We start from the raw sequence: 25,255 nt of genomic DNA on the forward strand, positions 1-25,255 counted from the left end.
TTGATGGGCACCGATAAAGGTTTGGAGTTGTAGGAAGCCCAGCCGCGGGCGCAGACCGTCTTCGATGACGACCGATGTTCCGTTATTGATTGTTATTCAAAACGCGTGCCAACTCGTGGCGGGCGAATCCGGTTGCAAAATCAACAGGTTTCCGGCCGACCAAAATCCGCCGGGTCGCCCGCGGCGCCGACAGCCGGCCGAAATTTTAGCCACGCCGATGATCTCTTGTGCATCACAGCATCGCCGGCCGCGGTGGCGATCGCGAAGTCGCATTTGATGCGCGATCGCGCGGGCTTGGCGCATCGCACAAAAAAGCACCAGCGTGCGCGTTTGCGCGGCGGCACTTGCCGCAAGCCACGCCACGTGCGGCCGCGGAACGCTGTTCGCGATTGCGCGGCAACATCTTGCGACTGCACGGCAAAGCGGCGCAACCCGATCGATGGCACGGTAATTGCTGACCACAGCTGTTGACGGAGTGCGTCTCAACGACGAGCGCACTCAGCATTCACCCACATTCCATTTGTCTGCGCTTGAGACGGCCGCGCTTTGTGCGGCTGCCTCCGCCGCATCAACGCGAGATGCTTGCGATGAAGCTAGCCGAGTTCAAGAAGGCAGGTCACTGGCCGACACTGCTTGCCGCGTTCCTGTACTTCGACATCAGTTTCATGGCGTGGGTCGCGCTCGGACCGCTGATCGTCTACATCGCGCGCGACATGAATTTGGCGGTGAACGAGAAGTTCACCTTGGTCGCCATTCCCGTGCTCGCCGGCGCGCTGCTGCGCGTGCCGATGGGCATTCTCGCCGACATCATCGGCGCCAAGCGCACCGGCATCATCGCCCAGCTCGTCGTGATCGCCGCGACCGCGGCGGTGTGGCATTTCGGGCTCACCAGCAAGCTCGCCATCGAACTGTTCGGGCTGGCGCTCGGCGTCGGCGGCGCCTCGTTTGCCGTCGCCCTGCCCCAGGCGAGCCGCTGGTATCCGCCGCAATATCAGGGCGTGGTGATGGGCATCGCCGGCGCCGGCAATATGGGCGTCGTGCTCGACACGCTGCTTGCACCGACCATTGCCGAGCATTGGGGCTGGCAGGCCGTGTTCGGCTGCCTCTTGATTCCGATGCTGATGGTGCTCGCCTATTACGCGTTCGCAGCCAAGGACGCGCCGGGCGAGCGCAAGAAGGTCTCGCTGCAGGCTTACGGCGCGCTGCTGAAGGATTCCGACAGCCGCTGGTTCATGTTCTTCTACTTCATCACCTTCGGCGGCTTCGTCGGCCTCGCCAACGCGCTGCCGCTCTATTTCACCGTGCAGTATCATGTCTCCGGCGTCGCGGCCGGCATGCTGGTCGCGCTGATCGTCGCGTTCGGCTCGGGGTTCCGTCCCGTCGGCGGCATGATCGCCGACCGGATCGGCGGCATTCGTTCGCTGTCGATCCTGTTCGGCGTCGTGGTCGCCGCCTATCTTGTCATCGCCTTCATGCCGGAGGGCCCGACCGCGCCGACGCAGGCCGGCTGGGCGTTGACCGAACTGCCGCGCATCGCCTGGATCTCGGTGCTGCTGTTCTCGATCGGCGTGCTGGCGCTCGGCATGGGCAACGGCGCGGTATTCCAGCTGATCCCGCTGCGCTTCCGTCACGAGATCGGCCTGATGACCGGGCTGGTCGGCTGCGCCGGCGGCGTCGGCGGCTTCTTCCTTGCCCAGACGCTCGGCTTCGCCAAGGGCATGACCGGCGGATTCGGGGCGGGCTTCCTGTTCTTCGGCGGGCTGGCGTTGCTTGGCTTCATCGGACTTGCCATGGTCAAGGTCCGCTGGCGCACCACCTGGGGCGCGGTGTCGGGAGCGCGCGTCTGAGGACTCCGCTCCGCAATGTGACGGGGCTCGGACGTGGCGAACGGTTCGCAACGGGACTTGGGGGTGCGCGTCGGCTTCGCCAGCGAGACCGGCAAGCGCGCCGCCAATGAGGATTATGTCGCGGCCTGCCTCGGCCAGCCGGGCTCGGTCCATCGCGACGTCGTCGCCGCGGTCGCCGACGGCGTCGGCGGCCACAAGGGCGGACGCGAGGCCGCGGAGGTCGCGGTCCGCAGCTTCATCGACGCCTATTATTCGCTGCCCGAGACGCTCGGCGTCCGTCGCCGCGCCGCGCGGGCGCTGGAAGCCGCCAACAGCTGGATCTACGGCCAGGGCCGCGTCGATGCTGGGCGCAGCGGCATGGCCTGCGCGTTCTCCTCGATCATCCTGTCGCGGCGGCAATGTCATGTGATCCATATCGGCGACACCCGTGCCTATCGCCTGAGCGACGGCCGGCTGGAACGCCTGACGCAGGACCATATCGCCGGCCGCGGGGACCTCGCCCACATGCTGAGCCGCGCCATCGGTTTCGAGGAGTTCGCCCGCTTCGACTACACGTCCCTCGGGCTCCGGCAACACGACCGTCTCCTGATCTGCAGCGACGGGGTTCACGGCGCGCTCGGCGATTTGCGCCTCCAGCAATTGCTGGAGGAACGCACGCCGCCCGACGAATCAGCGCGCAGCATCGTCGATGCCGCCCTCGGGGCCGGCAGCAGCGACAACACGACCGCGCTGGTGCTCGACGTCGTCGACCTGCCGCCGGCGGACCGCGACGATCTTACGCACGCGATCGCGACGCTGCCGATCCTCGATCTGCCGGTGACCGGCGATACGATCGACGATTTCAGCCTCGGCGACGTCTTGTCCGACGGGCGCTACAGCCGCCTGTTCAAGGCGACTGACAAGCGCGCCGGCCGCGAAGTGGTGCTGAAGTTTCCACATCCACGGGTCGCGAGCGAAGGCTCCTACCGCCTCGCCTTCGTGCGCGAGGCCTGGGTCGCCGCGCGCGTGCGCAGTCTCTGGATCGGCGAAATCATCGAGGTGCCGGCGGAGCGGCAGACCAGGCTCTATTCGGCGATGCCGCTCTACGAGGGTGAAACGCTGGAGCAGCGGCTTGGCCGCGCGCCGCGGCTGTCGCTCGCCGAGGGCATCGCGATCGCAACCAAGCTGGTGCGCGCGGTCACCGCGCTGCACCGCGCCGGCATCATCCATCGCGACATCAAGCCCGACAACGTGATCCTGCTGAAGGACGGCGGGTTGCGCCTTGTCGATCTCGGCGTCGCGCGGGTGCCGCTGCTCGAGGATTTTCCCGCCGAGGACATTCCGGGCACCGCGAGCTACATGGCGCCGGAACTGTTCGGCGGCAAGGCCGGCGACGAGGCCTCCGACCTGTTCGCGCTCGGCGTCACGGTCTACCGCATGTTCACGGCGAACTATCCGTTCGGCGAGATCGAGCCGTTCTCGCGGCCGCGCTTCGGCAAGCCGGCGCCGCTGTCGCGCTACCGGCCGGACCTGCCGGCCTGGCTCGACGCGGTGATCGGCAAGGCGCTCAGCGTCGACCCGGCACAACGCTTCGGCGACGCCATCGAGTTCGCACACGAACTGGAAAACGGCGCGACCTGGGCAGGACCCGCCGTCACCACCCGCAAATCGCTGCACGACCGCGATCCCGTCACCTTCTGGAAGGTGCTGTGCGCCATCCTGGCCCTGATCGTCGTCGTGCTGCTGGCGCGGCATTAGACTAGCTCCGTCATGCCCGGCCTTGAGCCGGGCATCCACGTCTTCGCTGCAATCGCGCAAGAAAAGACGTGGATGGCCGGGACAAGCCCGGCCATGACGAAAAGAAAGAGAGTCATTTTAGATCAGTTAAGCAACTGAAATTTGGCTATTTCAGTTCGCAGCTCAGGACCCGGCGCGCCGGATCGTGATCCGGGTCTCGTCGGTCATGTCCTTGAGCTCCTTGTTCGGCTCGCGGTAGAGATGACGCTCGATCTCGACCGTGCGGCCGTCGGTGGTCTTGGTGCATTTCTCGTCGACAAATACGCCGCCGACCTCCTGCTTGTCGGCGCCCGGCTGTGCCTTCGAACAGGTCCAACCGTCCTCGCCATAGCGCGATCTCGCCTGTAGGCCGAGCAGGAACGCCTTCTTGCGCAGATAGAGCCGCGCCTTCGGATCGGTCTCGATCATGAGCGCCGCGATCTTGGCGTCCTTGTCGATCATGACGGTGAGGATCGCGGGATGGCCGCCGACCATGGTGCCTTCCCGCCCGCTCTCGCGATCATACTCGAAGCGGATGCCGCGCAGCTGGTCCGGTCCGGCCTGGCAAGCCTGCCACTGCGCCCAATCAGCCAATCTGTGGGTCTTCTCTCCGACGCAGGTCAGATTAATGTAGCCCGCGTCCGGCACGCTGCTGATCGCCATTCCGACGCTGATGTCGCGCAGGTCTCCCGCGGTCGCCATCGCCGGCACCGCTGCCGTGACGGTGACAGCGAAGACCAAGCCACGGATTGCCGATCTTTGCTTGCTCATGGCTTTGCCTTCTCGCTCTGGTCGGACGGCGCGGCGGCGTGGCCGGCCTCCTTGTAGATGTTGCAGACCCGCGAGCCATCGCCGAAGAACGCGATGCATTCATCGTAGGTCGGCTCGCCTTTGCGCTTGACACGGGCGAGCACGTAATCGGCGACGGCCTCGATCTCGTTCGGCCGCAGGAACACATTCGCCTCGGGCGGCATGCGGTCCGCGACGTCCTGCCGGGTCATCTCGTAGCATTTCGTGGTGTCGTAGGAGCCGCGCACGAAGAACGGCATGCCGGTGCCCGGCCGGCCGCACGTCACGGTCTCGATGATCTGCTCGCGGGTCAGCTCGGTCTTGCGCAGCGACAGCGCGTCGCCACCATAGCCGCCGCCGCCATTGCCATGCCATTTGTGGCAGCCGACGCAATTGCCGCGCTTGAACACCGCCTTGCCCGCATCGGTCGGATCGCTCGCCGACTGCGCCTGCGCGGTACCGATGAATCCGATCACCAGCGCGCAGCCGAGCCACGCGCCAATCAGCCAATTTTTTTTCATTTGTCTTGTTTCTTGTCTTTTTTCTTGTCTTTCTCGGCCAAATCGACGCGGGAGGCCTCGATGAGAGGCCTCCCGCGCTGCGACGTCAAAGGGCGAACACGTAGAGCATCGAGCCCGGCTGCATCCGCTTCAACTCGGGCGTGGCATCGATGAACCACTTGTCCCAGGCACCGCCGAGGCCGACCAGAATCGCGACATACTGCTTGCCGTCCACCGAGAACGTCATCGGGGGCGCGTTGACGCCGCCGCCGGTGTTGAACTGCCAGAGCTGCTGCAGCGATTTCGCGTCATAGGCGATCACCTCGCCGGACGGCTGTCCGGAGAACACGAGGTCGGGCGTTGCCAGAATGCCGCCGAGGTTCGGGAATTCGGTCTCCGCCTTCCCTGCCACCTTGCCGGTGGTGACGTCGATCGCGGTGACGCTGCCGGTGATCTTGACCGGCTGGCTCGGTCCGCCGCCCGTGAAGAACTCGCGCTTCTTCAACTTGTCCGGCGTCGTCTCCTCGACCGTGATCCGGTTGCAGCTCTCGATCACCGGGATGTACCAGAGCTTCAGGTTCGGATTATACGCGGTCGGCGGCCAGTTCTTGCCGCCCATGTTGCCGGGGCAGATGTCCGTCACCTTGTTGGTCCGGCTTGGCGTCACCGCCGCGTTGTAGCGCTGCACGCCCTGCTTCGGATCATACTCCACCGGCTTGCCGGATTCGGGGTCGAGACCCTTGGTCCAAGTCACCTTCTTGACGAACGGCAGACCCCAGATGAACTTGCCGCTGTTGCGGTCGATCGCATAGGCAAAGCCGTTGCGGTCGGCCTCGAGCGCGAGCTTCTGCGTCGTGTTGTTCGGACCGGGGACGTCGACCAGCACGTTCTCCGCCACGCTGTCATAGTCGTAGGGATCGTTCGGCGTGTGCTGGTAGTGCCACTTGATCTTGCCGGTGTCGGCATCGAGACCAAGCGAGGAGTCGGTGTAGAGGTTGTCGCCGGGCCGATACTCGTTGTCCCAGTCCGGTCCGGGATTGCCGACGCCCCAGACGATGGTGTTGGTCGAGGGGTCGAAGCTGCCGGTGACCCAGGTCGATCCGCCGCCGCTCGCCTTGGCGTCCTTGTCGTCCTTCCAGGTCTCGTGACCCGCCTCGTCCTTGCCCGGGATGGTGTGGGTGCGCCACACTTCCTTCTGGCTCTTCAGGTCGGTCGCGGCGATCCAGCCGCGAATGCCGTATTCGGCGCCGGCCACGCCGGTGATCGCCATGTCCTTGACGATCAGCGGTGCGCCGGTGATCACCTCGCCCTTGTCGGGATCGGCGACCTGGCGCTGCCAGGCGACCTGCCCGGTCTCCTTGTTGGTCGCGATCAGGCGGCCGTCGAGCGTGTGCGAGACGACGAGATTGCCCCACAATGCGACGCCGCGGTTGTCGACGCCGCAGCAGGCGACCGCGCCGGCCCAGTCATGGTCGGTCTTCGGGTCCATCTTCCAGAGCAGCACGCCTTTACCGCCATGCGCATCGATCTTGTAGACCGAACCCCAGCCGTCGGTGACGTACATGAAGCCGTTCTCGACGATCGGCGTTCCCTCCAGGCCGCCATGCGACCAGATTCCGCCGCCCTCGACGCCGCCGAGATGCATGGTCCAGGCGACCTTCAGGTTCTTGACGTTGTCCTTGTTGATATCGGCCAGCGACGAGAAGCGCGTCGCCGAATAGTTCTTGTGGTGGTGCAGCCAGTTGCCTGCTTCCTTGTCAGCATTGAGCAAACGGTCCTGATTGACATCGTCGGCGAGCGCCAAAGAGCCCGCGAAGGTCGCTGCGGATGCTACTGCCGCGGCGAGCATATGCGACTTTACCCAATTCAACCTTGTCATGAGTTCATTTCCTCCGGATCTAGCATTCTTCATTGATCGAACCGCCCGTCACACACGGGCGGTCACGCGAGAAGCCTTGAGTCCCGGCGCGTGGCTGTGCACCACCCGCCGCCTTCTTGAGTCACTTGTGTTAGGTCACTTCTGGACCTGTACCTCCGTCTCGATGGTGCCTGCTTTCTGAAAAACGATCGCGCATTTGAAGGTCTCGCCCGGCGTGAGCGCCTGACGCATCTGCAGAAGCATGACGTGATAACCGTCACGCTTCAGCTCGAGCATTGCCTTTGCCGGCACTGGTATATTGGATATCGAGCGCATCGCTGGTGCGCCCTCGCCGCGATCCACAGTATGACGCTCGGAAAAATTCGCAACCGGGCAGCGGACACGAAGCAGCGCATCGGCGCTGTCGGCCTCGTTCTTGATCGTCATCGTCAACGGAAGGTCCCCGCCCGCTTTGTCGACCGCCGGCACGCGCGCGTCCACAATCTGCAAGGACTCGTTCGCGGCGGCGTTATGCACCACTCCGAACGTGCTGATCAGGCAGAATAATGGCAACGCGATCCATGATCGGCACGCAACGGCGCAATGCAACCCCCGCTCGAACGACATCAAGTTCTCTCCCAACATGATTTTTGCAGCATTGTTTCACGCTTCGTCGTGCGCTGCCAGCAATAGATCGCGAACGCTGATCAATGCGATTTCGGCACGCATGGCGGCCATGCTAACTTCTTGCGCATGAGTGCTCTCGATAAACTTCCGCCGATAGAGCGCGACGCGGCGCATGCCGCACTGCGTCAGGTGATCGGCACCGCGGCGATCGACGCCGTCACATCCGTCTCGGGCGGCGCAACGTCGGCGCAATTGTTCCGGATCCATGCAGGCGGCGAGAATTATTTGCTCCGAATCGAAGGAATGCCGAGCCCGCTGCGCAATCCGTTTCAGTATGTGTCGCTCAGGATCGCGGCCGAGGCCGGCATCGCGCCGCGACTCCATTATGTCGACGAGGCCTCGCGCATCGCGGTGATGGATTTTGTGCAGCGGCAGCCGCTCGGCCGCTATCCCGGCGGCCTGCCGGCGCTGGCGAAGGCGCTCGGCGAATTGCTGGCGCGCCTGCAGGCGACGCCGACCTTTCCCGCTTTCGTGCGCTACCCCGACATCGTGGCCCGGCTCTGGGCCCATGTCGGCCGCACCGGCCTGTTCGCGCCCGGCGTGCTTGAGCGCTGCAACGCGCATCTCGCGCGGATCCGCGCGGCCTATGCCTGGGACGAGGCCAACTCGGTGTCGAGCCACAACGACTCGCTCCCCGCCAACATCCTGTTCGACGGCAACAGGCTCTGGATGATCGACTGGGAATCCGCCTATCGCACCGATCCGCTGGTCGACCTTGCGATTGTCGGCGACAGCCTGGCGCGCACGCCGGAGCTGGAAAACATCCTGCATCGTGCCTGGCTCGGCCGCCCGCTCGACGAGGCGCTGCGCGCACGGCTCGCACATGTCCGCGCGCTCACCCGGCTCTACTATGCCGGCGTGCTGCTCAGCGCATCCGCGACGGCGCCGCGCGCCACACCCGACACGAGCCTCGCAGCACCGACGCTTGCCGAGCTCGCAGAGGCTACACGCGCCGGCTTGCTCAAGGCCGGCACGCCGGCGGCCAAGCACGTGCTGGGCAAGATGTTCGTCGCCTCATTCCTGACCGAAATCGAGACGCCCGGCTTCGATCTTTCGGTCTGACGTTCAACCCGGCGGATCGAACGTCGACGGAAAACTGCGGCGCAGCTCACTGCGGCACCGGGTGCAGCCTTGCGAGCTGGTCGAGCGACAATTCGGCCTCGCGATCGCTCAGGGGAAAACGCACGATCACGTCCTGACGCGAAAGCTGGCCCCACAGCCCGTCCGACGACCATTTCTGCGGCTCGGGTCCGCGCGGACCGTCGACCCAGATGAAATACCATTCCGCCATCGACGCGACCAAAGCTCCTCGCCGGAACATTGGTCCTTCGCCGGCCAATCCGCAACGCCCGATTTCGGGCGCGGCGCGGCAGGTGGGCTATTCGTACGGCGTGCCGTCCTTGTGCAGGAAGCGGCCGTCGGAGCTCGGGCTCATCATGTCGATGTCGGAGCAGGTGATGACGTCGGCGCGCGAGCGCGAACCGACCTCGAGATAGGTCGCCGTCATCTGCGACCTGTTGATCAGATGATGCCCGTTGCCGGAGTTTTTCGGAAATGCCGCGCAATCGCCGGCCCGCAGCACCGTCTCGCCGCCGTCTTCCACCAGCACCACTTCGCCCGCGAGCACATAGACGAACTCGTCCTCATCCGAATGCCAGTGGCGCTGGCTCGACCAGTTGCCGGGCGGCAGCCGGATCAGGTTGACGCCGAAGTCGGCGAGCCCGCCGGCATCACCGAGACGCTGCCGCACCCGCTCGGCGCACGGCGCGGCGAACTCCGCCGGATAGCCGGTCCCCTTGCGTTCCGGCACGTTTGCAAGGTCGATCCTGGGCATGGCGTCTCTCCGGCGGTCGGTGGGCGAACGAGCGATCGGGCCGGCGGTAATCCGTCCATGGAAGGCGCCGGCAGCAGGTTCCGAGGTCAGCCGCCAAATCGCTTCACCAGTTTTGAACTCTTGGCCGTGCTGATCTGCTGACCGGTCAAATCGCTTGCCACGCTCAATCCCTTCGTCATCAAGTTGCTGCGCAGGGCGGCCTGCTTCTCATCGGCGTAATCTACGTCGACGTGGTCGAGACTCATCAAATGCCCAAGTTCATGGGCCCACGCGCGTCCGTTGGCAAAGTCATTGCCATACCATTGGACAAAGCTTGCCGGCTCGGGATCGCTATGAAGGTATGAGCTGCCACCGGCCGAGAGATTGACAATCGGGTTGACGAGATAAATGTGGACCGCGTTGTCGGGAGCATGCCGGAGACTGAGAACATCCAGCACGCGCTGGTCATTGTTGCGCGCGCTCTTCGCCATATCGAGCGGTTTATCTTCCACGTAATCATTGATCACGAACGCGATCTTGGCCTTCGCCCAGATCTTATTGACCACATCCAGTGCCTTCTTGGCGGCCTCGCCACTCCATTTTTGAGGCTCGGCGACACCTTTCTCGGCAAATGGCGTGACGTAGATTTTCAGCGGAATTGACATGTGCGTCTCCAACGCTAGAGATTTCCACGACACCTGCGGTGGGGGTCCACGCGTCGACGTCCGGATCCCGAGGACGCAGATTTCGATTCTTTCGGGACTCGCACGTCTCAGCTCGAGCGGATCGGCGTTGCTTCCAGATAGACGCAGTTCGCGCTCCTATGGAAGAGGCCCGCGGCGCGACAAACAGCCGAAACGAGCCGGCTGAACCTTGTCGACGCCACCGAGACTAACGACGCGGCCGCCACACCCTGACGATCCGCGCGAGCAACGCTTGAGCATGCGGGTCAATTCCGAGATCACTATCGAGAGATGGAACTCCGCTTGGCGAAGCCACCCGGATGGCGGCACTGCCAGCCATTCCGGCGCCAAAGATAAAAATCAGATATTTCAATATCTTACAGGTCAACTGACATTTGTTCGGCCGTCCGCCACCGGCCCTACACGCTTCGGTGTATCCTTGAACATTCTCGCTTCCCCAAGCGACAACATCAGGAATGGATTGGACTCAGGATTGTTACTGTACGGAGGCATGCCGGCGCTCGTAACGCTTGACGCAGTGGAGTTTGCGCGCGGCCACCTTCGATAAAGCTGCCGTTGTTTTGAGCCGATTTTGGACGTTCGCCATGCGCTACACGCTCCTCCGAGTTCTTGTTGTTCTTGCTGCTTCAGTTCTCCTGGCGTCTCAGCCAGCCTGGGCAACGAAGCGAGTGGCTTTGGTGGTCGGAAATTCGAACTATCAAAATGCGCCATTGCTTCCAAATCCTGCCAATGATGCCACCGCAATCGCCGCGACCTTGAAGGGCGCCGGGTTCGATTTGGTGGAGTCCCGGCTGAACCTAACCTCGAGCGACATGCGGCGGGCACTGAGGGATTTCGCCGACCAAGCTCGCGATGCAGACATCGCCATCGTCTACTATGCAGGTCACGGAATCGAGATCGACGGGACGAATTATCTGATTCCGACGGATGCCAGGCTTGAGCGCGACACTGATATCTATGACGAGGCCTTCTCGCTCGATCGCGTCCTGCTGGCTATCGAGCCCGCGAAACAGCTCCGCGTCGTGATCGTTGACGCCTGTCGCAACAATCCATTCGCCGACACGATGAAACGAACCGTCGCTTCGCGCGCGATCAGCCGCGGGCTCGCCCGGGTAGAGCCCGCCGTATCCAATACGCTGATCGCGTTTGCGGCCAAGGCCGGACTGACCGCGCTCGACGGCAACAGCACGAACAGTCCCTACGCGACGGCACTGGTGAAATATATCGCAAAGCCTGGACTCGACCTGCGCAGGGCTTTCGGCTTCGTCCGCGATGATGTCCTGCAAGCCACGGGTAATCGACAGGAGCCCTACGTTTACGGATCGCTGGGCGGTGAGGACGTTGCGCTCGTGCCAAAGGCAGAGGAGCCGGCGCCGCCGCCGGCTAGCGCCTCGTCGGAAATTCGTCGCGACTACGAATTGGCCCTGCAACTGGGTAACAAGGCCGCTATGAGCGCGTTCCTCGCCCAGCACCCCGACGGCTATTACGCAAACCTGGCCAAGCTTCAGCTCAATCAGATCGACGCGGAGGACGCGCGCGTCACCGCGACCCGGAAAGCGCAGGAAGCGGAGCAGCAGAAGGCTCGGCTTGCGTCCGAAGGTGCCCAGCGAGCGGAGCAGGAAAAGGCGGCCGCAGATTTCAAGGCTGCGGAGGATGCCCGGATCGCGGCAGAAAGAACAAAGCAGGCAGCGCAGGACCAAGCTGCTGAGGCTGAACGCAAGCGAACCGCATCCCAAACCTCAACGGTCGCCATGCTTTCCGCGAACGGACCCGCGCCCGACAGCGCCAGGCCGGATAATATTGCAACCGCGACCCCATCGCAGAATAGCGAGGGCGCGAAGGTTGCCGCCTTGAACACGGCGTCGCCGCAGGAGGATCTTGCCAAATCGGTGCAGAGCGAATTGAGCCGGGTTGGCTGTTTCACGGGCTCCATCGACGGTGAGTGGAACGCGGCCTCGCGTCGCTCCCTGACCCTGTTCAACCGGCACGCCGGAACCAAATTTGACGTCAAGCTTGCAAGCCTCGATGTGCTCGATGCGATCAAGCTGAAGCCAGCCCGGGTTTGCCCGCTGATCTGCGAACACGGCTACAAAGCCGACGGCGACCAGTGCCGCAAGATCACCTGCGCCGAAGGCTCGTTCCTGAACGAGGACAACGAATGCGAGAAGCGGCGCGGGAAAAAGCCGGTGGCGAAGCGCAACACGGATGAGCGGCCGTCGCGTGCCGATCGTCCGGTCCGCGAGAGGCCCGAGCCGCAAGCCGACGTTCCCCGACGGCAGGCGACGGCCAGACCCTCGGGTGGCAGCGGCCAGATCGTGTGCGATGCTTATCTATGCCGCCCGGTCCGTCGCGGGTGTCATCTCGATTACCGTGGCGGCGGAGGTCCCGGCGGCGGTACCGGCAATGTCGAGGTCTGCAACTAGGACAGCATGCACGGCGGCGCGCTCGAGGTCGGGCCGCCGTCTCCTCCGCAATCGGTCATGCCGGGGCAACGGAGCCAAACCGCGGGGCCCTGCACGCAAGACGCCGGACAGCAGCCTCGGCCACAAGAATATTACATGATCGCGCCGGACGGTCTCCTCAACCGCCCGGGTAGCCGTAGCAACGCAATCGCTCACCTACTTGATGGAGTATGATTTGATGTCGAACGACCAATTGTTCGGCAGCAGTCTTCCGCCGCCGCTGTCCGGTATCCGCAGCTGACTGGTCCAATCCGACAGATAGCTCAACGTGTCGGCCGGCCCCTGAAGCTTGCGCTGAACGTCCGGCAAATCCAGCAATTGCACACGTCGCTCGCTCAGGATCGCAACGATCACGGCGGACCCGGCCGGCGGCGCGACGACATATTCAAATCCACGCTGCTGTGCCGCTGGGGTCGGAACAATGAATTGGACGCCGGGCTTCACAAGATTCATGTCGGGTCCGACCGACTGCGCCAATAGCTCGGCAGTCGGGAAGATCTGGGACATCCGCCCTTCCGCATCCACATCCACCAGCATCAGATAGCCGGGCTTCCTGGCGGTTACGCCGAATGACACCTTGCCGCCAATGTTGACCGTTGGACCCGGCAGGATCTCAAGCGCCACGCCGGCAGCATTTGCCGCGCCGCGCGAGGCCTGTACGCGCCAGAGCAATGGAACGTTTGTCGCACCTCCCGATGGAGAGGCCGATGGCGGCGGCGCCGCTAACGCGACGCCGCTTCCCGCCAGCAACAGCACGATCGCGAACCCTGATTGCTTCCGGGAAACCAGTTTCGCTGGCGACATGACCCGCTGTCACAGCTTTGTCAGGGAACGCTGAAAAAGCCGATTGACGCGATCCGCGCGTCCGCCGGCAGATAGCGCTCCAGACTCTTGATCACCTGCCCCGAGGCACGGCGCCGGTTGAGCTGCATCAGGACCGTCTCCAGATCAACCATCCGCTGCTGCGAGGTCACCGCGACGATCTGCTCGGCGCCGAACGGCTCGCCCACCCGGAGAGGCAGCCGCAGATTTGCCGATCGAGCCAGCGCGGCATCGGAACCCACCGGATACAGCATTTGGATGGTTCCATCACCGGACACGTTGAACAGCAGCACAGCCCGCGAACCGACGTCGGACAATTCGACCTCGACGGTCTGGCCGCTGCGCTGCTGTCGATCATCCGGCCAAATACGCATCAGCTGCGGCGATCGCGTCGCCATGCGCTTAAGCTCCCGAATTGCCGCGGTTCGGTTGACCACTGTCGTCAAACCGCCAACGTCAACGCCATAGGCGACCACGTCGCCCCAGGCGATCACGTCATGAGACACGGGGTCCCAGATCAGGTCGGGATTATCAGTCGGTTGAACTGCCTGCACGCTGGCGTCCTGCGGCTTGAGACTGGTGAAATAGTTCATCTTGCCGTCAAGCGCCGCCAAACGGATCGGCGTGGTGAGGCGGAACGGCGGCAGCGCGGCACTGGGCGCGGCCGGGGCGCTCGCAGCGGCACTGGTTGGAGCAGTTTCCGACTTAGCCGTAACGGCCGGCGACGCAGGAGATTGTTTCTCGGCGGACGCGACGTTAGCAACCTGGCCGGAGGCAGCTCTCGCGGCCGTCCCCTGGATCAGCACCACGCCGCGCGTCAATTCGAAGGCGACCTCGGTTTCCGGCATCTGGGCCGGCGACGATACCGTCACGATGTTCTGGCGTTGGTCGGACAGTTGATAGACCACCTGCCGAACATTGCTGAAAAGCTCCTTCAAGGTCACCTTGCCATCATGATTGATGTCCGCGTTGCCCTCCATGGCCCGCGCAACGGCATAACTCAGAGCGCCACGCAGGCCATCGATCCCGGGAATCCGCACTTCCGGAGCCTTAGTGTGACGATCGACCGCGGCGATGAACGCGGTGTGGTCGAGATCGAGTTCGGACTTCGGGTCGTCGCTGCTCGACACCGGCTTCAATTCATCGACCAGCAGCGTGTAGCGCGGCACCTGTCGAAAGCTCATCTCGGCCGCACGCGGATCGATATCGCGTACCATTCCGCCGCCATGGCAGGTATCCGCGACGAAGATCACCCTTGCGCCGCGCAATTCGAACTGCCGGATGAAATGATTGAATTCGCTTCCCAGAATGCGCTCGACAGATCCTGCCGGCGTGGTCGCGAATTCGGGCAGCAGGAACACGTTCTCCATTCCGTCCGGTTCCGAGCCCTTGATCCGCTCCGGCTCCTGCGTGCCGTGACCTGCGATCGACAGGAAGACGAGATCGTTGCTCTTGGTCCGCTCCACCAGTGAGCTGATCTCGCGCAGCACGCTTGCCCTGTCGGCCTGTGCATTGGTCAGCTCGACCACATCGCTGACGCCCATGGTCCTCAGGCTGGACACGATGTCATTGGCGTCGGCGACCGCGCCCTTCAATTTGCGTACATGCTGGTAGTCGTCGATCCCGATGACGAGCGCCCGGAGAGCCGCACCGTCGGGATTGCTTATAGACAGCTCACCGGCCGCATGCGCGCGCTGGAGTGGCAGGCCAATCAACGCAGCGAGCAGGATGGCGGCACACAGCCAACCGGTCCTTCGATCAAAGCCCTTGAGCTTTCGCATCGCGATCCACCTCGATATCAAGCAGGTCCGCCCTGGAGCCGCACCGGTAAGGCAGAGCAGCAGAAATGCCGTCTGGACCTCTGGAAACCAGCGCGCCGGCGGTGATCCATGTTCATCTGTAGCCTTGGCAAGACCTCAGGTTCAGCGCCGTTTATTCGCCGTCTTGCGGCCTGTCGGCGCCTCGGTCTCCTGATAGGCGTTCGCGGAAACGGTCGTCTGATCGTCTGCGAACGCCCGAAAGCGGACCGGAACGTAACCGCGCGCGAGCAGGCTTGCGAGCGGATAGACGTTGCGGCAGACCCGACCGTTGCAGCCACCCGTCGAGGATTCCATGACCTCAGCCTTGCGATCGGGCGTGAACCGCAGGAACAACATCACGTGGGAACCCGGCTTGTTCAGGGCGTCGCCAGGCTTGAGGTCCCAGGGGTTGGTCACGGGTGCGGCGATCGCGGGGATGGCGGCGGTCGTGTAGTGGACGGAAAGTCCCCACGTGGCGCTGACGAATGCCGAGCAGTCGACGCCGGCCACATCCGGCCGTGGCTCGTTGCGGGTGCAGACATTGCCCGCCAGCGTCCCGCTGTCGATCCGCTGCCGGAAGTTCGCGAGCGAACCGTGGCACCCCCAGCAATAGGGCACGCCCCGCACTTCCTGGTTTACCTTGCCCTGCAGGTACCACGGCCGGCGAATACGGCTGAAACCGGAGCATTGGCTGTCGGGATCGCTACCGTAGTTCGCCGGTGTCAGCTTCCACTGAATGCCCTCAAAGGCGAAGGCGGTCTCGATCGCCTGCTGACGATTGGACGGCCGCACGGCGGCGGTCGCATTGAACTTGATATCCGGCCGCGCCGCCGGCGCGGCCGCCGTGCGCGACGGCCTGACGTCAATAACGGATACCTTCCCCAGGGGGCGGAAGCCGACACCGACCACCTCGACACCATCCGGCTTGGTGCGCAGAAAATAGACGTCGCCATCGCCCGAAACGGTGACGAACCGCCGGGTCACGGGCGTGTTCTCCAGCGGCAGCTCGTAGATGCCCTCAAGGCGTCCGTTCGCGGCATAGCGTGCGACGAAGGTGGAGGCATTTTTGCCGGACGGAGGAATGTCCTCGGCCAGCACGTAGAAGCGGTCGCTGTTGTCGATCTCGAGAAACTCAACGGTGCCGAGCTGGTTGCGGACGCGCAGGCCGAGCTGACCGATGGTCTCGTTGGATACCATGGTCTGGATTTCGACCCGAACGCCGGCATTGCCCTTGTCGGGAATGATATCGGCGATCACCGATCCCTTGCTGCGCGAGGCGATATACTGCCGGTCGGGCTGTCGCGTCGTCCTGACGATGGCCGCGCGCGTATTCTGATCCAGCAAGTCGGTCGGGCTGCTCAGCGCCTGCGAGCCCATCTGTGCGAAGGCCGAAATGGCGACTTGGTCGTCGGTTCCGCGGGATGAGACTTCCTCCAGCTGGATCTCGTCTCCGCCCAACCCGCGTGTGGACTGTCCTGGTGCCGCCTTCAGCATCCGCACGCCGCCGTCCCAAACCATGATGTCGTCGTTATGGACGACGAGGTCGGTGGGCTGCACATCGCCAGGCATCTTCAGGATGTCGGGAGCCGTATTCGATTGTTTGGGGTCGAACTGCAGAATGCGGCCATTGATTTGATCGAGCACAAACAAGTTTCCCTGTCCGTCGGCGCTGAGCGCTTGCGGGCCCCCGAGTTCAACGTCCTGGCCGGCCGGGACGATCCCGACCATGGATGCAGCCGAACCGCCGGCAAAGCTTCGCACGACCGCATCGTCGGCCCTGGCCCCAGTGGCAGCCATGACCGCGCCGACGATAGAGAGCCAGATCCAGCTAGATCGACGAAGCATATCCGCCTCAATGTAACCGAACCGAATGCGGCGTCAGTCCGACTAATCCAAGACTGCCTAATCCAAGACTGCGCGAGTGCAGCGTCAATTAGTGGCGAGCAACCCCGATCCCGTTCAACTCTTTCACTGGACGGTGATAGTCCGAACTCCTTCAGCTTGCAGTGCAAAATCATGGCCAGAAACAGATTTGAGCAAGTCAGCGAAATCCAGCCAGACGCGATTACTCTGGTTTTGAAGCGCGACAATGCCGGCGCCTCCGGGTCAATCGTGTTGCCGGCCGCCGCAAGCGGGGGACGCCTGAACAGCGACCAGGTCAGCGCCCATATGCCGGCCCAGGATGCCTTTCGCGGCGCAATCCGTCTCGCCAATGACATGAAGCTCGCGGTCGTGGTTTGCGACCCCGATGGCGTCTGGAAGCCGGAATGGGGCGACCTCTACCAGGCGATCGATTGACCCACACGGACAGACGCTGCGGCGCCGCATGGAGGCCGGCATGGCAAATGGAGCGTTAAGCGGGCTGTCGTTGAGGTTGCGAGCCTTGATGATCGCCCTGTTGGCCGCAACCGGCTGGCCTGCGCGGGCAAATGATTCCGCGGCCGAATTGTCCATCGGCGGGCTGCAATTCGTCCGCACCAAGGACGTGGCCATGGCGAGCGAGGAGCTTCATATCGGGCTGGACAGGGTCACCGTTCGCTACCAATTCGTCAACCAGACGAGCAAGCCGGTTGCGCTCACCGTCGCCTTTCCGCTGCCCGACATCGATTTGTCCGAAGCCGAGAACATTGCCCTTCCATCGAGCGATCCAGTCAACTTCGTCGCGTTCGAGACCAGGATCGACGGCAACGCGGTGCCGCTGGCCATCGATCAGCGCGCCATGGTCGGCAGCAAGGATGTCACCGCCCTTCTCCGTCAGTTCAAGCTGTCCCTGCTGCCGCTTGGTGATCGGGAGATCCGGGTGGCCGACCTGCCGGCGACAACCCGCACGAAGCTGATCGATGATGGCCTTCTGATGCCTGCGGGCATGAGCGACAACGGTCGCCAGCAATACACGCCCGGCTGGGTAACCAAGACTTCGGCTGTTCGCGAGCAAGTTTTTCCGCCAGCGCGTACCGTCATCGTCGAACATCAATATCGCCCGAGCGTCGGCTCCAGCCCTGACACGGTCCTGCGCTCAGGTCTGCGTCGCAGTGCAGCGCTAGGTCCGGAAGTCGAGCGGTACAGGAAAGACTATTGCGTTTCGGATGCGTTCCTTGCCGAATTGGACAAGCGCACAGGTGACAGCCAGGCCAATACCGCAAAGCTTCAGGAGCGGCGCATTTCCTACGTGCTCAAGACGGGTGCGAACTGGGCGGGTCCAATCCGGTCCTTCACGTTGACGGTCGATCCCGGCGGCGACGACCGCCTGGTCAGCTTTTGTCCTGGTCGGCTCAAGCCCTCATCCGCCGACAATGCACGTCAATTCACGGCGAGCGACTTCAAGCCGGATGCCGACCTGAAGATCTTGATGATCGGCAAGTTCTGAACAGCGGCTCAATTGGTGAGCATCACATAGCGTCCAGCCGCGGTGATGGTGACGTTGCCGCGTTGAGCTTCGCTCGTCGCCTGGAGGAAGAATGTGTCGGCAGCCATCGGTCGCGGCTGGCGCAATGAATCCAGAACCCGCGGGGCTGCGACGGCCAACAGGAGTTGCGGACCGGTCGTACGCTCCATCGGCAGGGCAAAGGAAAGCGAGTCGACGCCCGGCTTCAGGAGGTAGGACAGGCTGCGCACCTCGCCGCGATCCGAGACCATGAGCAGTTCCACCACCCGGTTGGCAAAATTCTCGACGGTCCCATTGAGGGTCTCGCCGGCCTTCAGCTCTGTCGCCGACAGGTTGATGCGCGGCGCACGCGCTTGATCGCTTCCGACCTGACTGAGGAATTTGACGGCCGGACATTGTGCCTGATTCACCTGCCTGACGCCGACCGAAGCCTCAAATCCCTGCTCCTTTCGAAACGCTTTGTCGAAGGTATCGAACGGGGCGGTCGAAGCGCCGAAGCCTTCAATGACGGCTGCGCTTGAGCTCACCGCAACAGGCAGGATGAAGAAGCAGTCGCCGCCCGCATATTGGGCGACATATTTGCGGATGCGCTCGGCTCGACCCGGCCCGTCGGGGGACGGAGACGGCGTCAACGTCGGCTGAGACGGCAGCTTCACCGGCTCCTGACGTGCTGGCGGTGGCGGAACAGGCTCGCTAGGCGGCGTGGACCTCCCGGCAAGTTTCGGAGGTGGCGGCAAAGCCGCCAAGCCCGATGTCCTCCAGACAAATTTATAGAATGTGTACCCACCGCCGCCCAGCAGAAGCAGCAGCGCCGCGACGCAGGCGCCGAGCCAGATGCGGCGGGAGTTCCGCGTGGTTGATGGCGCCCGCTCCTGCGGCGCAGACATACCAGCCTGCGACTTCGCCAACGGATCGAAGCCGTAGAGCGGTGCTGCGGACGGCTGCGCCGAACCCGCCGGCGTCCAGTTGGCGACCTCCGCCATGGTCGGTCGCAAGGCCGGGTCCGGCTGCAGCATCCTCTCCAGAAGCGGCCTGATGCGCATGTCCACTGCGCCGAGATCGGGCACACGCCGACGCTTCTCGACCAGTTGAAACTGGCTCCCGCCCATATCGAGCTTTTGTCCGGTCAAGGCATGGAACAGGACGAGACCAAAGCTGTAGACATCGGACTTCGCGGTGACATCGTTGCCGTACAAGCCGACCTGTTCGGGCGACGCGTAGTTGTCCTTGCCGGCGAAGCCGGAACCGATGATGGTCTTGTCGCCCATCTGCGTTGACCGGGCGATCCCAAAGTCGATGATCTTCGCCCGCCTTACATCGTCGAGCGGCACGATGATGTTGTCGGGGGAGACATCGCGATGGATAATGCCATGCTCGTGAGCGGCCTGCAGGCCCGATGCGACCCGCTGCATCAACTTGATCAGCGCTTCGAAGGTCAGCGGCCCATCGTCGAGCATGTTCGACAGCGAGCGTCCGTTCACAAACTCCATCGCCAGATACGGGCGCTGCAGTGCGGGTTCGACCGTGAACAGGAAGTAGCGAACGATTGCTTCATGCGGAAGATTGTGGAGTGCCGCTGCCTCCCGCCGGAACAGCGCAAGCGCCGCCTCGTTGTCGACCATGTCGGGGAGCAACATCTTGACCGCAACCGGCGATCCGGTCTGGATCTCGCGGCATCGGTAGACCTCCCCCATGCCGCCCGCCCCGATCATCGTTTCGATCTCGTAAATGCCGTTGAGCCGGGTGCCGGCCGGCACACCGCGGTAGGATGGCCGAAACGGATCGTTCGCGCTCATGGTCGCGGCTCCTGATCGAGCGGCGCCCTCGTGGGCTCTGAGGATCGTGGCGCGAGCAATCGCACGATCACGATCGTGACGTTGTCGAGCCCGCCGCGCTCAAGCGCGAGCGCGAGCATGTCGTCGCAGGCTGTCTGGGCAAGGCGAGTGGCCGCGTGCTGTTCGATCTCGTCGTCCCGCACGTGTCGGGTCAGGCCGTCACTGCAAATCACGAAGATGTCTTCCGGTTCGGCCGGACCGGTCACCACCTCGAGCTCGGGGTCGGCGACGACACCAACGGCCCGGGTGATGGCATTGCTCGGCCAGTCCTGGACCTCTTCGCGTGATAGCGCGCCATCAGCGATCAGTTCCTCCAACTCGCTATGATCGTGCGACACCTGTGTGATGCCGTGACGGTTGATCAGGTACACCCGACTGTCACCCGCCCAGATGCAGGCATAATGGCCGTCACGTACGAGCAGGACTGCCGTGGTGGTCCCGACAATGGCACCCTGCCTTGCATGGCTGAGTGCCAGGATTTGCTGGTTGGCGCTGAACAGACGCGTCTCGCATTGCGCCAACAGGTCCGCCGCGGAGTCCGGCGCGCCGATGGAATCAAGCGACTCCACCACGATACGGCTGGCAAGATCGCCTGCCTCGTGACCGCCCATACCGTCGGCGACGGCCCACAGGCCGACGTCGGTTCTTACCAGGTATGAATCCTCGTTCCGCGCCCGCACCCGTCCGGCGTGAGTGACGCTACCGACATCGAACAAGGATGGGACATGTACCATCGCGCGTCATCCCGTCCCGGATACTTCGCGGCCAACGTCGCCGGTCAGCAACGTGGAATAGTGAAACGGATCCGGCAATCCGCGGCAACAGAGTGCGATCGGCGAGAACCCCTCGCCCCCGGCGGTCCACCAGAAACTAGCCGCGGCATAGACTTGGGAGCTCGCGTCGCAGAGCGCTTCGAACGACTCGGCAAACCCATCGACCGTCGAAACCATTCCCAGCGTCGCGTCGCTCAGCGACACGATCGGTGGTCCATCAGTCCCCGGCGTCCGCAGACGTGGAAGCGCGAGACGATCCAGTGCATCGGAGATCTGCTCGAACGTCGCAGCCCGGTCCAGGGTCGAGAGCAGGAACGTCTCCACTTGCCCATACCACCCGTTTTGCGGATCGATGTGCGGCGGCGGCAGCGCGTCGTCACCATCCGGCATCGCATGCAGCGTCAACGGATAGTATCGCCCCACGCCGTCAAGCGACGGCATGATCGCTCCTGCGACGGTGGTGCCGCAGATCGCGGCGCCAAGCCAGAATCGCCAAATCGGCGCGGTCAAGAATGCTTCCTGCCAGGCGGCGCCGAGTTGATGGCGGCTCGCGGAGATGGCAGCTTGCACCCACGGCTCCCAGACTTCCAGGAAGCTGCGCGGCGTCGCGATCGCGATGAAATCACGCTTCGCGCCGATCTTGCCGAATAAGCCGCATCGCATGGTCATATTCCGGTCGGGCAACGAAACTCGCGGAGCACTGACAGGTTTAGCGGATTGCGCAACGATCCGGTCGAAATCTGATAATTGAGCTCACGTCCGGCAACAATGAAAGTTGCGCTGGCGGATTCCGCCTTGGCGACCAGCGAGCCGGCCTCCAGCATTCGGAACAATGACCAGGGACCGATGCGCTCGAGTACGGACGGCGAGCCGGTCTCGTTGCTGACCGAAATTGCCGTCCGCGGCGATGGGCCGGGCCAGAGCACCGTGGTCGGTGAATTGCTCTGCGGCGGCGGCGGCGGAGGAGCGGGTTGCGGCGCGCCAAACATGGAGGGAGCTGCGGCTGGTCCTGGTGTGGTTGGGCTCGTGATCGTCGTGCCGCCGATCTCGGTCTTGACTGTGATGCCCGGTCCGGCCGCAGCCGGTGGCCGGATCGCAAAGGACACCGCCGGCACACCGCCGCCAGTCTGGAAAAAGGCATCGCGGATATAGGCGGCGTTCTGGAACTGCTTCAATGTGTCGGGCGAGAACGATCGGCCGACGGGACTCTCCTTCCGCCAGACCCATTCGGATCGCGAAGTATCCGCATAAGGCGCCAGGAATTGAGTGAAGAACTTGTCCATGATGCCGTTCGGGCTGAACAGCTTGGCGAAATCCGCGAGTGGGACTTCCTGACCACTGCTCCGTACGAACGGGTAGCGGTTGGTCACCGTCTGCTGACAGACCGGCGTGACCTGATCGCGCAACGACTGCAGAATCTGACCGGCGGTGGAGGCGGCGATGCTGCCTTCGAACTCCGCGGCCGCGGCCCGCAGCATATCGGAAAATGGTGGCGGCATACGCGAGGCATTGTTGCGCAGCGCTGCAACCTGGGTCTGAAGCCCCGCCGTTGCTTGCGCCGTCAGTTGTGGATTCTCGACCATCAGCGTCAGATTCTGCGCGATGTCGTTCAGGTTTGCGATCGTCGAGTCGATCGGCCGGCGGGTGCTCTCCCCTTCAAGGACTGCATGGTAGGGTTTGAACTGCGACTCGATCGCCGCACCAGGCGTACCGTCCTGGGCATTGTTGAACAGCGCTGGCGTGGTCGCCGCCGGCGGCGCGGCCGGCGTGCCGCCGCTCGCCGGCTTCGGGCGTTCCTTGGTCAGCATCGTCTCGTCGCGCACCGACTCCAGGATTTGCCGCATCGGCGAGGTCGGCGCCGAAAGCGCCCTCAGCACCTCGTATTTCGGCTTGTCCGCGAGCAATTTCTTCAGACGCAGACTGCCGAGCGCAGTCCGCCACGTCGTCACGAACTCATTGGAGTAGATGCTGAGCAGATCGCCGGCCAGATTGTCATACTGCTGGTCGATTGCCGATTGCTGGCCGGCGTCACCCAAGACCCAGCGCTCGCGCTTCATGCGCTCCGACAATCCGGGCAGTCGAGCGATGAACTTCTGATTGAAGCCGTTGTAGGTGAAGAACTCGGGCACCCGCACGTTGTCCAAGGGCTGCCCAGTCGTGGTTTCGAAGACGACTGCCACGTCCGGACCGCCCCGGCGGCTGGCGATCCAGTCGCCGGCGGTCGATCCACGAGCCTCCGACTTCAGGAACTCGTAGGCACGTTGCGAGACGCTGAGGCGCGCCAACGAATTCTGGGCCTGCTTGATCAGCCGTCCGTCGAGCTCGACCAGCGGCGGCTGCTCGGTTTCGAGGTCGAACATGGCAACGAGATTTTCATCCAGCAGACGCCGCCCCTCCGCGTTGGTCGCGCCAGGATAGAGGTTGTCCGCCCAGTCGCGCTGCATCCAGGAACGGATGAGCTCGCGGTCGGGGGATTGCAGGCCGCCGAGCATCAGGTAGACCTTGAGCGCCTCATAGACGAAGGCAGGCTCGTTGATGCGCGCATTGAGCTGCTCTTCCAGGCGGTACAGCAAGCGAGGCCTGAACATGCGTTCAAGCGCGGTGTGATAGGCCGCCTTCGCAGGCGACAACAGGCGCGCGTGCTGACTGAGTCCGTAGCGCGCCGAAAGTGCTACCGGCTCATTCCGTGAGGCATAGCCGGCCGGAGCGTTCCGCAGCCGATAGAGCAGCGGCAGCACCTTGTCGAGATCATGATCGGCGATCAGCGTTTGCTTGATGAGCGGCGCACCTGCGGTTGCATACTCGTTGTCCGCCTGCAAGCTCTGCTCGATCAGCTCGGAGTTGCGCTTGTAGCTGGTCAGCCACGCGCCGATCAGCCCGATCGCCACCAAACCTATCACCGACAGCGCGGCAGTCTTGAGGATCAGGGCGCGACGCACCGCAGCACGGTCGGTCGAGACCCAGTCGGCCTCGCCGATGATGACCTTCGAAATCAAATCGGCGAGAAAATAGCTCTTGCCGGTTCCGGAGTATGATCCGGCCCCGACTTCCTCCGCGCCGAACGTCCGCGCCAACGATCCGATCAATTGATCGATCGGCGTACCCTGCTGGGTACCCGACGTGAAATAGAACCCACGCAGATTGGCGTTCACGTGATACCGCGTCGGCTCAAAAATCTGGTTGAGGAAATCGTGGATCTGCGGCTTGAGCCGCGCCATCTGCGCCGGGAAGCCGAACAACTGCACCCGGTGCTGCGGCGTCGGCTCGTCCTGCAGACGATCGAGCGTTTCCTCGCTCAGACGTTCCAGCAGGCGATCGAACTCGACCGGGACCTGCCCCACCAGATTCTGGGTCTTGTCGGCGGTCTGGAAAGTGGCCCCCCAGACCTGGCGCCGGCCGGCCTCGCCGAGATAGGCGAAATATTCAGTGAAACCGGCGACGAGATCGGCCTTGGTGAACAGCGCGTAGACCGGGAAGCTCACCTTCAGCCTTTGATGCAGCTCGAGGAGCCGCATCCGGATGGCATCGGCATGAAGCGCGAGTTCCTGCTTCGGCAGTGTCAGCACGTCCTCCAGACTGATCGCGACGAGAACGCCGTTGATCGGCTGGCGCGACCGATTTTTTTTCAGGATGTCCAGAAAGGACAGCCAGCTTTCCTTGTCGGCCTTGCTGTTTGAATCCTGGGTTGTGTAGCGACCGGCGGTATCGATCAGCACCGCTTCCTCGGTAAACCACCAATCACAGTAGCGAGTCCCGCCGACCCCGGCGATCGCCGCCGGCGTCGCCCCGCGCGCGAGCGGAAACTTGAGCCCCGAATTGACCAGCGCGGTGGTCTTTCCCGCACCGGGCGGACCGATGATGACGTACCAGGGTAGATCGTAGAGATAACCGGACTTGTTGCCGCTCGCGGTCTTGAGCGTTGCGAGCGCATCCTTCATGCGCTCCTTGAGCACCGGCTCGTCGCTGACAGCCTGGTCCGCGCCGCTGACGCCGTCGGCGATCTCTTTGGCATTCTTGCGTCGCTTGAAGAAATGAAGACCGGTGACGCCTGCTGCCGCGGCGCCGAGCAGCAGGATCGCGATCTGGCGGACGATGTGATTTTCCAGCGGATGCCAGTCGCCGAAAGCAACGAAGGGACCGGCAAGGTAGATCACGGCCCCAAGCGAGCTGAGCCCGACTCCATAGAGAACGATGCGTAGTATGTCCTTAGCGAGCATATTTACCGG

Annotated in this window: 20 protein-coding genes; 6 read left to right on the forward strand and 14 right to left on the reverse strand. The window is 63.5% G+C overall.

Going from position 1 to position 25,255, the window contains the following annotated elements:
• Window positions 1–587: 587 nt before the first annotated feature.
• Together ACVWYP_RS30005 and ACVWYP_RS30010 are read left to right on the forward strand one after the other, a co-directional pair.
• Window positions 588–1,847 (forward strand): MFS transporter, encoded by a 1,260-nt coding sequence (locus tag ACVWYP_RS30005; protein WP_304495828.1) that lies wholly within the window; start codon window positions 588–590, stop codon window positions 1,845–1,847.
• 63 nt (window positions 1,848–1,910) lie between these two features.
• Window positions 1,911–3,584, forward strand: coding sequence for a bifunctional protein-serine/threonine kinase/phosphatase (locus tag ACVWYP_RS30010; RefSeq protein ID WP_304495829.1), 1,674 nt, complete (start codon window positions 1,911–1,913; stop codon window positions 3,582–3,584).
• A 162-nt stretch (window positions 3,585–3,746) separates the two neighbouring features.
• Here the strand turns inward: ACVWYP_RS30010 and ACVWYP_RS30015 are convergent, their stop codons facing one another.
• From ACVWYP_RS30015 to ACVWYP_RS30030, 4 genes are all read right to left on the reverse strand, one after another.
• Entirely contained in the window at window positions 3,747–4,373 is a 627-nt protein-coding gene (locus tag ACVWYP_RS30015; protein WP_304495830.1) for a hypothetical protein, read from the reverse strand.
• Window positions 4,370–4,912 (reverse strand): c-type cytochrome, encoded by a 543-nt coding sequence (locus ACVWYP_RS30020; RefSeq protein ID WP_304495831.1) that lies wholly within the window; start codon window positions 4,910–4,912, stop codon window positions 4,370–4,372. The genes ACVWYP_RS30015 and ACVWYP_RS30020 overlap by 4 nt, the downstream gene beginning before the upstream one ends.
• A gap of 85 nt (window positions 4,913–4,997) precedes the next feature.
• Window positions 4,998–6,770 (reverse strand): PQQ-dependent dehydrogenase, methanol/ethanol family, encoded by a 1,773-nt coding sequence (locus ACVWYP_RS30025; protein ID WP_245288655.1) that lies wholly within the window; start codon window positions 6,768–6,770, stop codon window positions 4,998–5,000.
• Between the two features lie 135 nt (window positions 6,771–6,905).
• Complete coding sequence (locus ACVWYP_RS30030) at window positions 6,906–7,376, reverse strand: copper chaperone PCu(A)C (protein ID WP_080583245.1); 471 nt, start codon at window positions 7,374–7,376, stop codon at window positions 6,906–6,908.
• 126 nt (window positions 7,377–7,502) lie between these two features.
• Between ACVWYP_RS30030 and ACVWYP_RS30035 the strand changes: the two genes are divergently transcribed.
• A complete protein-coding gene (locus ACVWYP_RS30035; RefSeq protein WP_259242612.1) occupies window positions 7,503–8,498 on the forward strand; it encodes a phosphotransferase in 996 nt (331 codons plus the stop codon).
• 46 nt (window positions 8,499–8,544) lie between these two features.
• On the opposite strand, the gene ACVWYP_RS30040 is transcribed toward ACVWYP_RS30035, so the two are convergent.
• From ACVWYP_RS30040 to ACVWYP_RS30050, 3 genes are all read right to left on the reverse strand, one after another.
• Window positions 8,545–8,727 (reverse strand): hypothetical protein, encoded by a 183-nt coding sequence (locus tag ACVWYP_RS30040; RefSeq protein WP_245288656.1) that lies wholly within the window; start codon window positions 8,725–8,727, stop codon window positions 8,545–8,547.
• A gap of 87 nt (window positions 8,728–8,814) precedes the next feature.
• Window positions 8,815–9,270 carry a cupin domain-containing protein gene (locus tag ACVWYP_RS30045; RefSeq protein ID WP_304495832.1) on the reverse strand — a complete coding sequence of 152 codons (456 nt, stop codon included), beginning with the start codon at window positions 9,268–9,270 and terminating at the stop codon, window positions 8,815–8,817.
• 86 nt (window positions 9,271–9,356) lie between these two features.
• Complete coding sequence (locus tag ACVWYP_RS30050; protein ID WP_304495833.1) at window positions 9,357–9,914, reverse strand: zinc metalloprotease; 558 nt, start codon at window positions 9,912–9,914, stop codon at window positions 9,357–9,359.
• Between the two features lie 623 nt (window positions 9,915–10,537).
• Between ACVWYP_RS30050 and ACVWYP_RS30055 the strand changes: the two genes are divergently transcribed.
• Window positions 10,538–12,376, forward strand: a complete 1,839-nt coding sequence (locus ACVWYP_RS30055) for a caspase family protein (protein ID WP_028339354.1) — start codon at window positions 10,538–10,540, stop codon at window positions 12,374–12,376.
• A gap of 195 nt (window positions 12,377–12,571) precedes the next feature.
• On the opposite strand, the gene ACVWYP_RS30060 is transcribed toward ACVWYP_RS30055, so the two are convergent.
• The 3 genes from ACVWYP_RS30060 to ACVWYP_RS30070 all read right to left on the reverse strand — a co-directional run bounded on the left by ACVWYP_RS30060 (window position 12,572) and on the right by ACVWYP_RS30070 (window position 16,881).
• Window positions 12,572–13,219, reverse strand: coding sequence for a DUF4384 domain-containing protein (locus tag ACVWYP_RS30060; protein ID WP_028339355.1), 648 nt, complete (start codon window positions 13,217–13,219; stop codon window positions 12,572–12,574).
• A gap of 20 nt (window positions 13,220–13,239) precedes the next feature.
• Window positions 13,240–15,018: a caspase family protein gene (locus ACVWYP_RS30065; protein WP_304495834.1), complete on the reverse strand. Its 1,779-nt coding sequence runs from the start codon at window positions 15,016–15,018 to the stop codon at window positions 13,240–13,242.
• Window positions 15,019–15,159: 141 nt separating this feature from the next.
• On the reverse strand, window positions 15,160–16,881 hold the full coding sequence (locus ACVWYP_RS30070; RefSeq protein WP_304495835.1) for an NHL repeat-containing protein: 1,722 nt from the start codon (window positions 16,879–16,881) through the stop codon (window positions 15,160–15,162).
• A 171-nt stretch (window positions 16,882–17,052) separates the two neighbouring features.
• On the opposite strand from ACVWYP_RS30070, the gene ACVWYP_RS30075 reads away from it, so the two are divergent.
• Together ACVWYP_RS30075 and ACVWYP_RS30080 are read left to right on the forward strand one after the other, a co-directional pair.
• On the forward strand, window positions 17,053–17,334 hold the full coding sequence (locus ACVWYP_RS30075; RefSeq protein WP_304495836.1) for a hypothetical protein: 282 nt from the start codon (window positions 17,053–17,055) through the stop codon (window positions 17,332–17,334).
• Window positions 17,335–17,374: 40 nt separating this feature from the next.
• Window positions 17,375–18,403, forward strand: coding sequence for a DUF4424 domain-containing protein (locus ACVWYP_RS30080; protein ID WP_304495837.1), 1,029 nt, complete (start codon window positions 17,375–17,377; stop codon window positions 18,401–18,403).
• A gap of 8 nt (window positions 18,404–18,411) precedes the next feature.
• On the opposite strand, the gene ACVWYP_RS30085 is transcribed toward ACVWYP_RS30080, so the two are convergent.
• Genes ACVWYP_RS30085 through tssM form a run of 4 tightly spaced genes read right to left on the reverse strand, consistent with a single transcriptional unit; the run spans window position 18,412 to window position 25,246 of the window.
• A complete protein-coding gene (locus tag ACVWYP_RS30085; protein WP_304495838.1) occupies window positions 18,412–20,217 on the reverse strand; it encodes a serine/threonine-protein kinase in 1,806 nt (601 codons plus the stop codon).
• Window positions 20,214–20,990, reverse strand: coding sequence for a PP2C family protein-serine/threonine phosphatase (locus ACVWYP_RS30090; protein WP_304495839.1), 777 nt, complete (start codon window positions 20,988–20,990; stop codon window positions 20,214–20,216). The genes ACVWYP_RS30085 and ACVWYP_RS30090 overlap by 4 nt, the downstream gene beginning before the upstream one ends.
• A gap of 6 nt (window positions 20,991–20,996) precedes the next feature.
• Complete coding sequence (gene tagF / locus ACVWYP_RS30095; protein ID WP_369525586.1) at window positions 20,997–21,698, reverse strand: type VI secretion system-associated protein TagF; 702 nt, start codon at window positions 21,696–21,698, stop codon at window positions 20,997–20,999.
• Window positions 21,695–25,246, reverse strand: a complete 3,552-nt coding sequence (tssM, locus tag ACVWYP_RS30100; RefSeq protein WP_304495841.1) for a type VI secretion system membrane subunit TssM — start codon at window positions 25,244–25,246, stop codon at window positions 21,695–21,697. The genes tagF and tssM overlap by 4 nt, the downstream gene beginning before the upstream one ends.
• Between the last annotated feature and the right edge of the window lie 9 nt (window positions 25,247–25,255).

Source organism: Bradyrhizobium sp. USDA 3262, from assembly GCF_054060035.1.

What these genes read in the sequence shown, in the direction of transcription:
- ACVWYP_RS30045 (WP_304495832.1), bottom strand. Translation starts at nt 9,270, where the DNA reads ATGCCCAGGATCGACCTTGCAAACGTGCCGGAACGCAAGGGGACCGGC.
- ACVWYP_RS30030 (WP_080583245.1), bottom strand. Translation starts at nt 7,376, where the DNA reads ATGTCGTTCGAGCGGGGGTTGCATTGCGCCGTTGCGTGCCGATCATGG.
- ACVWYP_RS30080 (WP_304495837.1), top strand. Translation starts at nt 17,375, where the DNA reads ATGGCAAATGGAGCGTTAAGCGGGCTGTCGTTGAGGTTGCGAGCCTTG.
- tssM (WP_304495841.1), bottom strand. Translation starts at nt 25,246, where the DNA reads ATGCTCGCTAAGGACATACTACGCATCGTTCTCTATGGAGTCGGGCTC.
- ACVWYP_RS30065 (WP_304495834.1), bottom strand. Translation starts at nt 15,018, where the DNA reads ATGCGAAAGCTCAAGGGCTTTGATCGAAGGACCGGTTGGCTGTGTGCC.
- ACVWYP_RS30055 (WP_028339354.1), top strand. Translation starts at nt 10,538, where the DNA reads ATGCGCTACACGCTCCTCCGAGTTCTTGTTGTTCTTGCTGCTTCAGTT.
- ACVWYP_RS30085 (WP_304495838.1), bottom strand. Translation starts at nt 20,217, where the DNA reads ATGAGCGCGAACGATCCGTTTCGGCCATCCTACCGCGGTGTGCCGGCC.
- ACVWYP_RS30060 (WP_028339355.1), bottom strand. Translation starts at nt 13,219, where the DNA reads ATGTCGCCAGCGAAACTGGTTTCCCGGAAGCAATCAGGGTTCGCGATC.
- ACVWYP_RS30015 (WP_304495830.1), bottom strand. Translation starts at nt 4,373, where the DNA reads ATGAGCAAGCAAAGATCGGCAATCCGTGGCTTGGTCTTCGCTGTCACC.
- ACVWYP_RS30075 (WP_304495836.1), top strand. Translation starts at nt 17,053, where the DNA reads ATGGCCAGAAACAGATTTGAGCAAGTCAGCGAAATCCAGCCAGACGCG.
- ACVWYP_RS30050 (WP_304495833.1), bottom strand. Translation starts at nt 9,914, where the DNA reads ATGTCAATTCCGCTGAAAATCTACGTCACGCCATTTGCCGAGAAAGGT.
- ACVWYP_RS30070 (WP_304495835.1), bottom strand. Translation starts at nt 16,881, where the DNA reads ATGCTTCGTCGATCTAGCTGGATCTGGCTCTCTATCGTCGGCGCGGTC.
- ACVWYP_RS30035 (WP_259242612.1), top strand. Translation starts at nt 7,503, where the DNA reads ATGAGTGCTCTCGATAAACTTCCGCCGATAGAGCGCGACGCGGCGCAT.
- ACVWYP_RS30005 (WP_304495828.1), top strand. Translation starts at nt 588, where the DNA reads ATGAAGCTAGCCGAGTTCAAGAAGGCAGGTCACTGGCCGACACTGCTT.
- ACVWYP_RS30020 (WP_304495831.1), bottom strand. Translation starts at nt 4,912, where the DNA reads ATGAAAAAAAATTGGCTGATTGGCGCGTGGCTCGGCTGCGCGCTGGTG.
- ACVWYP_RS30040 (WP_245288656.1), bottom strand. Translation starts at nt 8,727, where the DNA reads ATGGCGGAATGGTATTTCATCTGGGTCGACGGTCCGCGCGGACCCGAG.
- ACVWYP_RS30025 (WP_245288655.1), bottom strand. Translation starts at nt 6,770, where the DNA reads ATGACAAGGTTGAATTGGGTAAAGTCGCATATGCTCGCCGCGGCAGTA.
- tagF (WP_369525586.1), bottom strand. Translation starts at nt 21,698, where the DNA reads ATGACCATGCGATGCGGCTTATTCGGCAAGATCGGCGCGAAGCGTGAT.
- ACVWYP_RS30090 (WP_304495839.1), bottom strand. Translation starts at nt 20,990, where the DNA reads ATGGTACATGTCCCATCCTTGTTCGATGTCGGTAGCGTCACTCACGCC.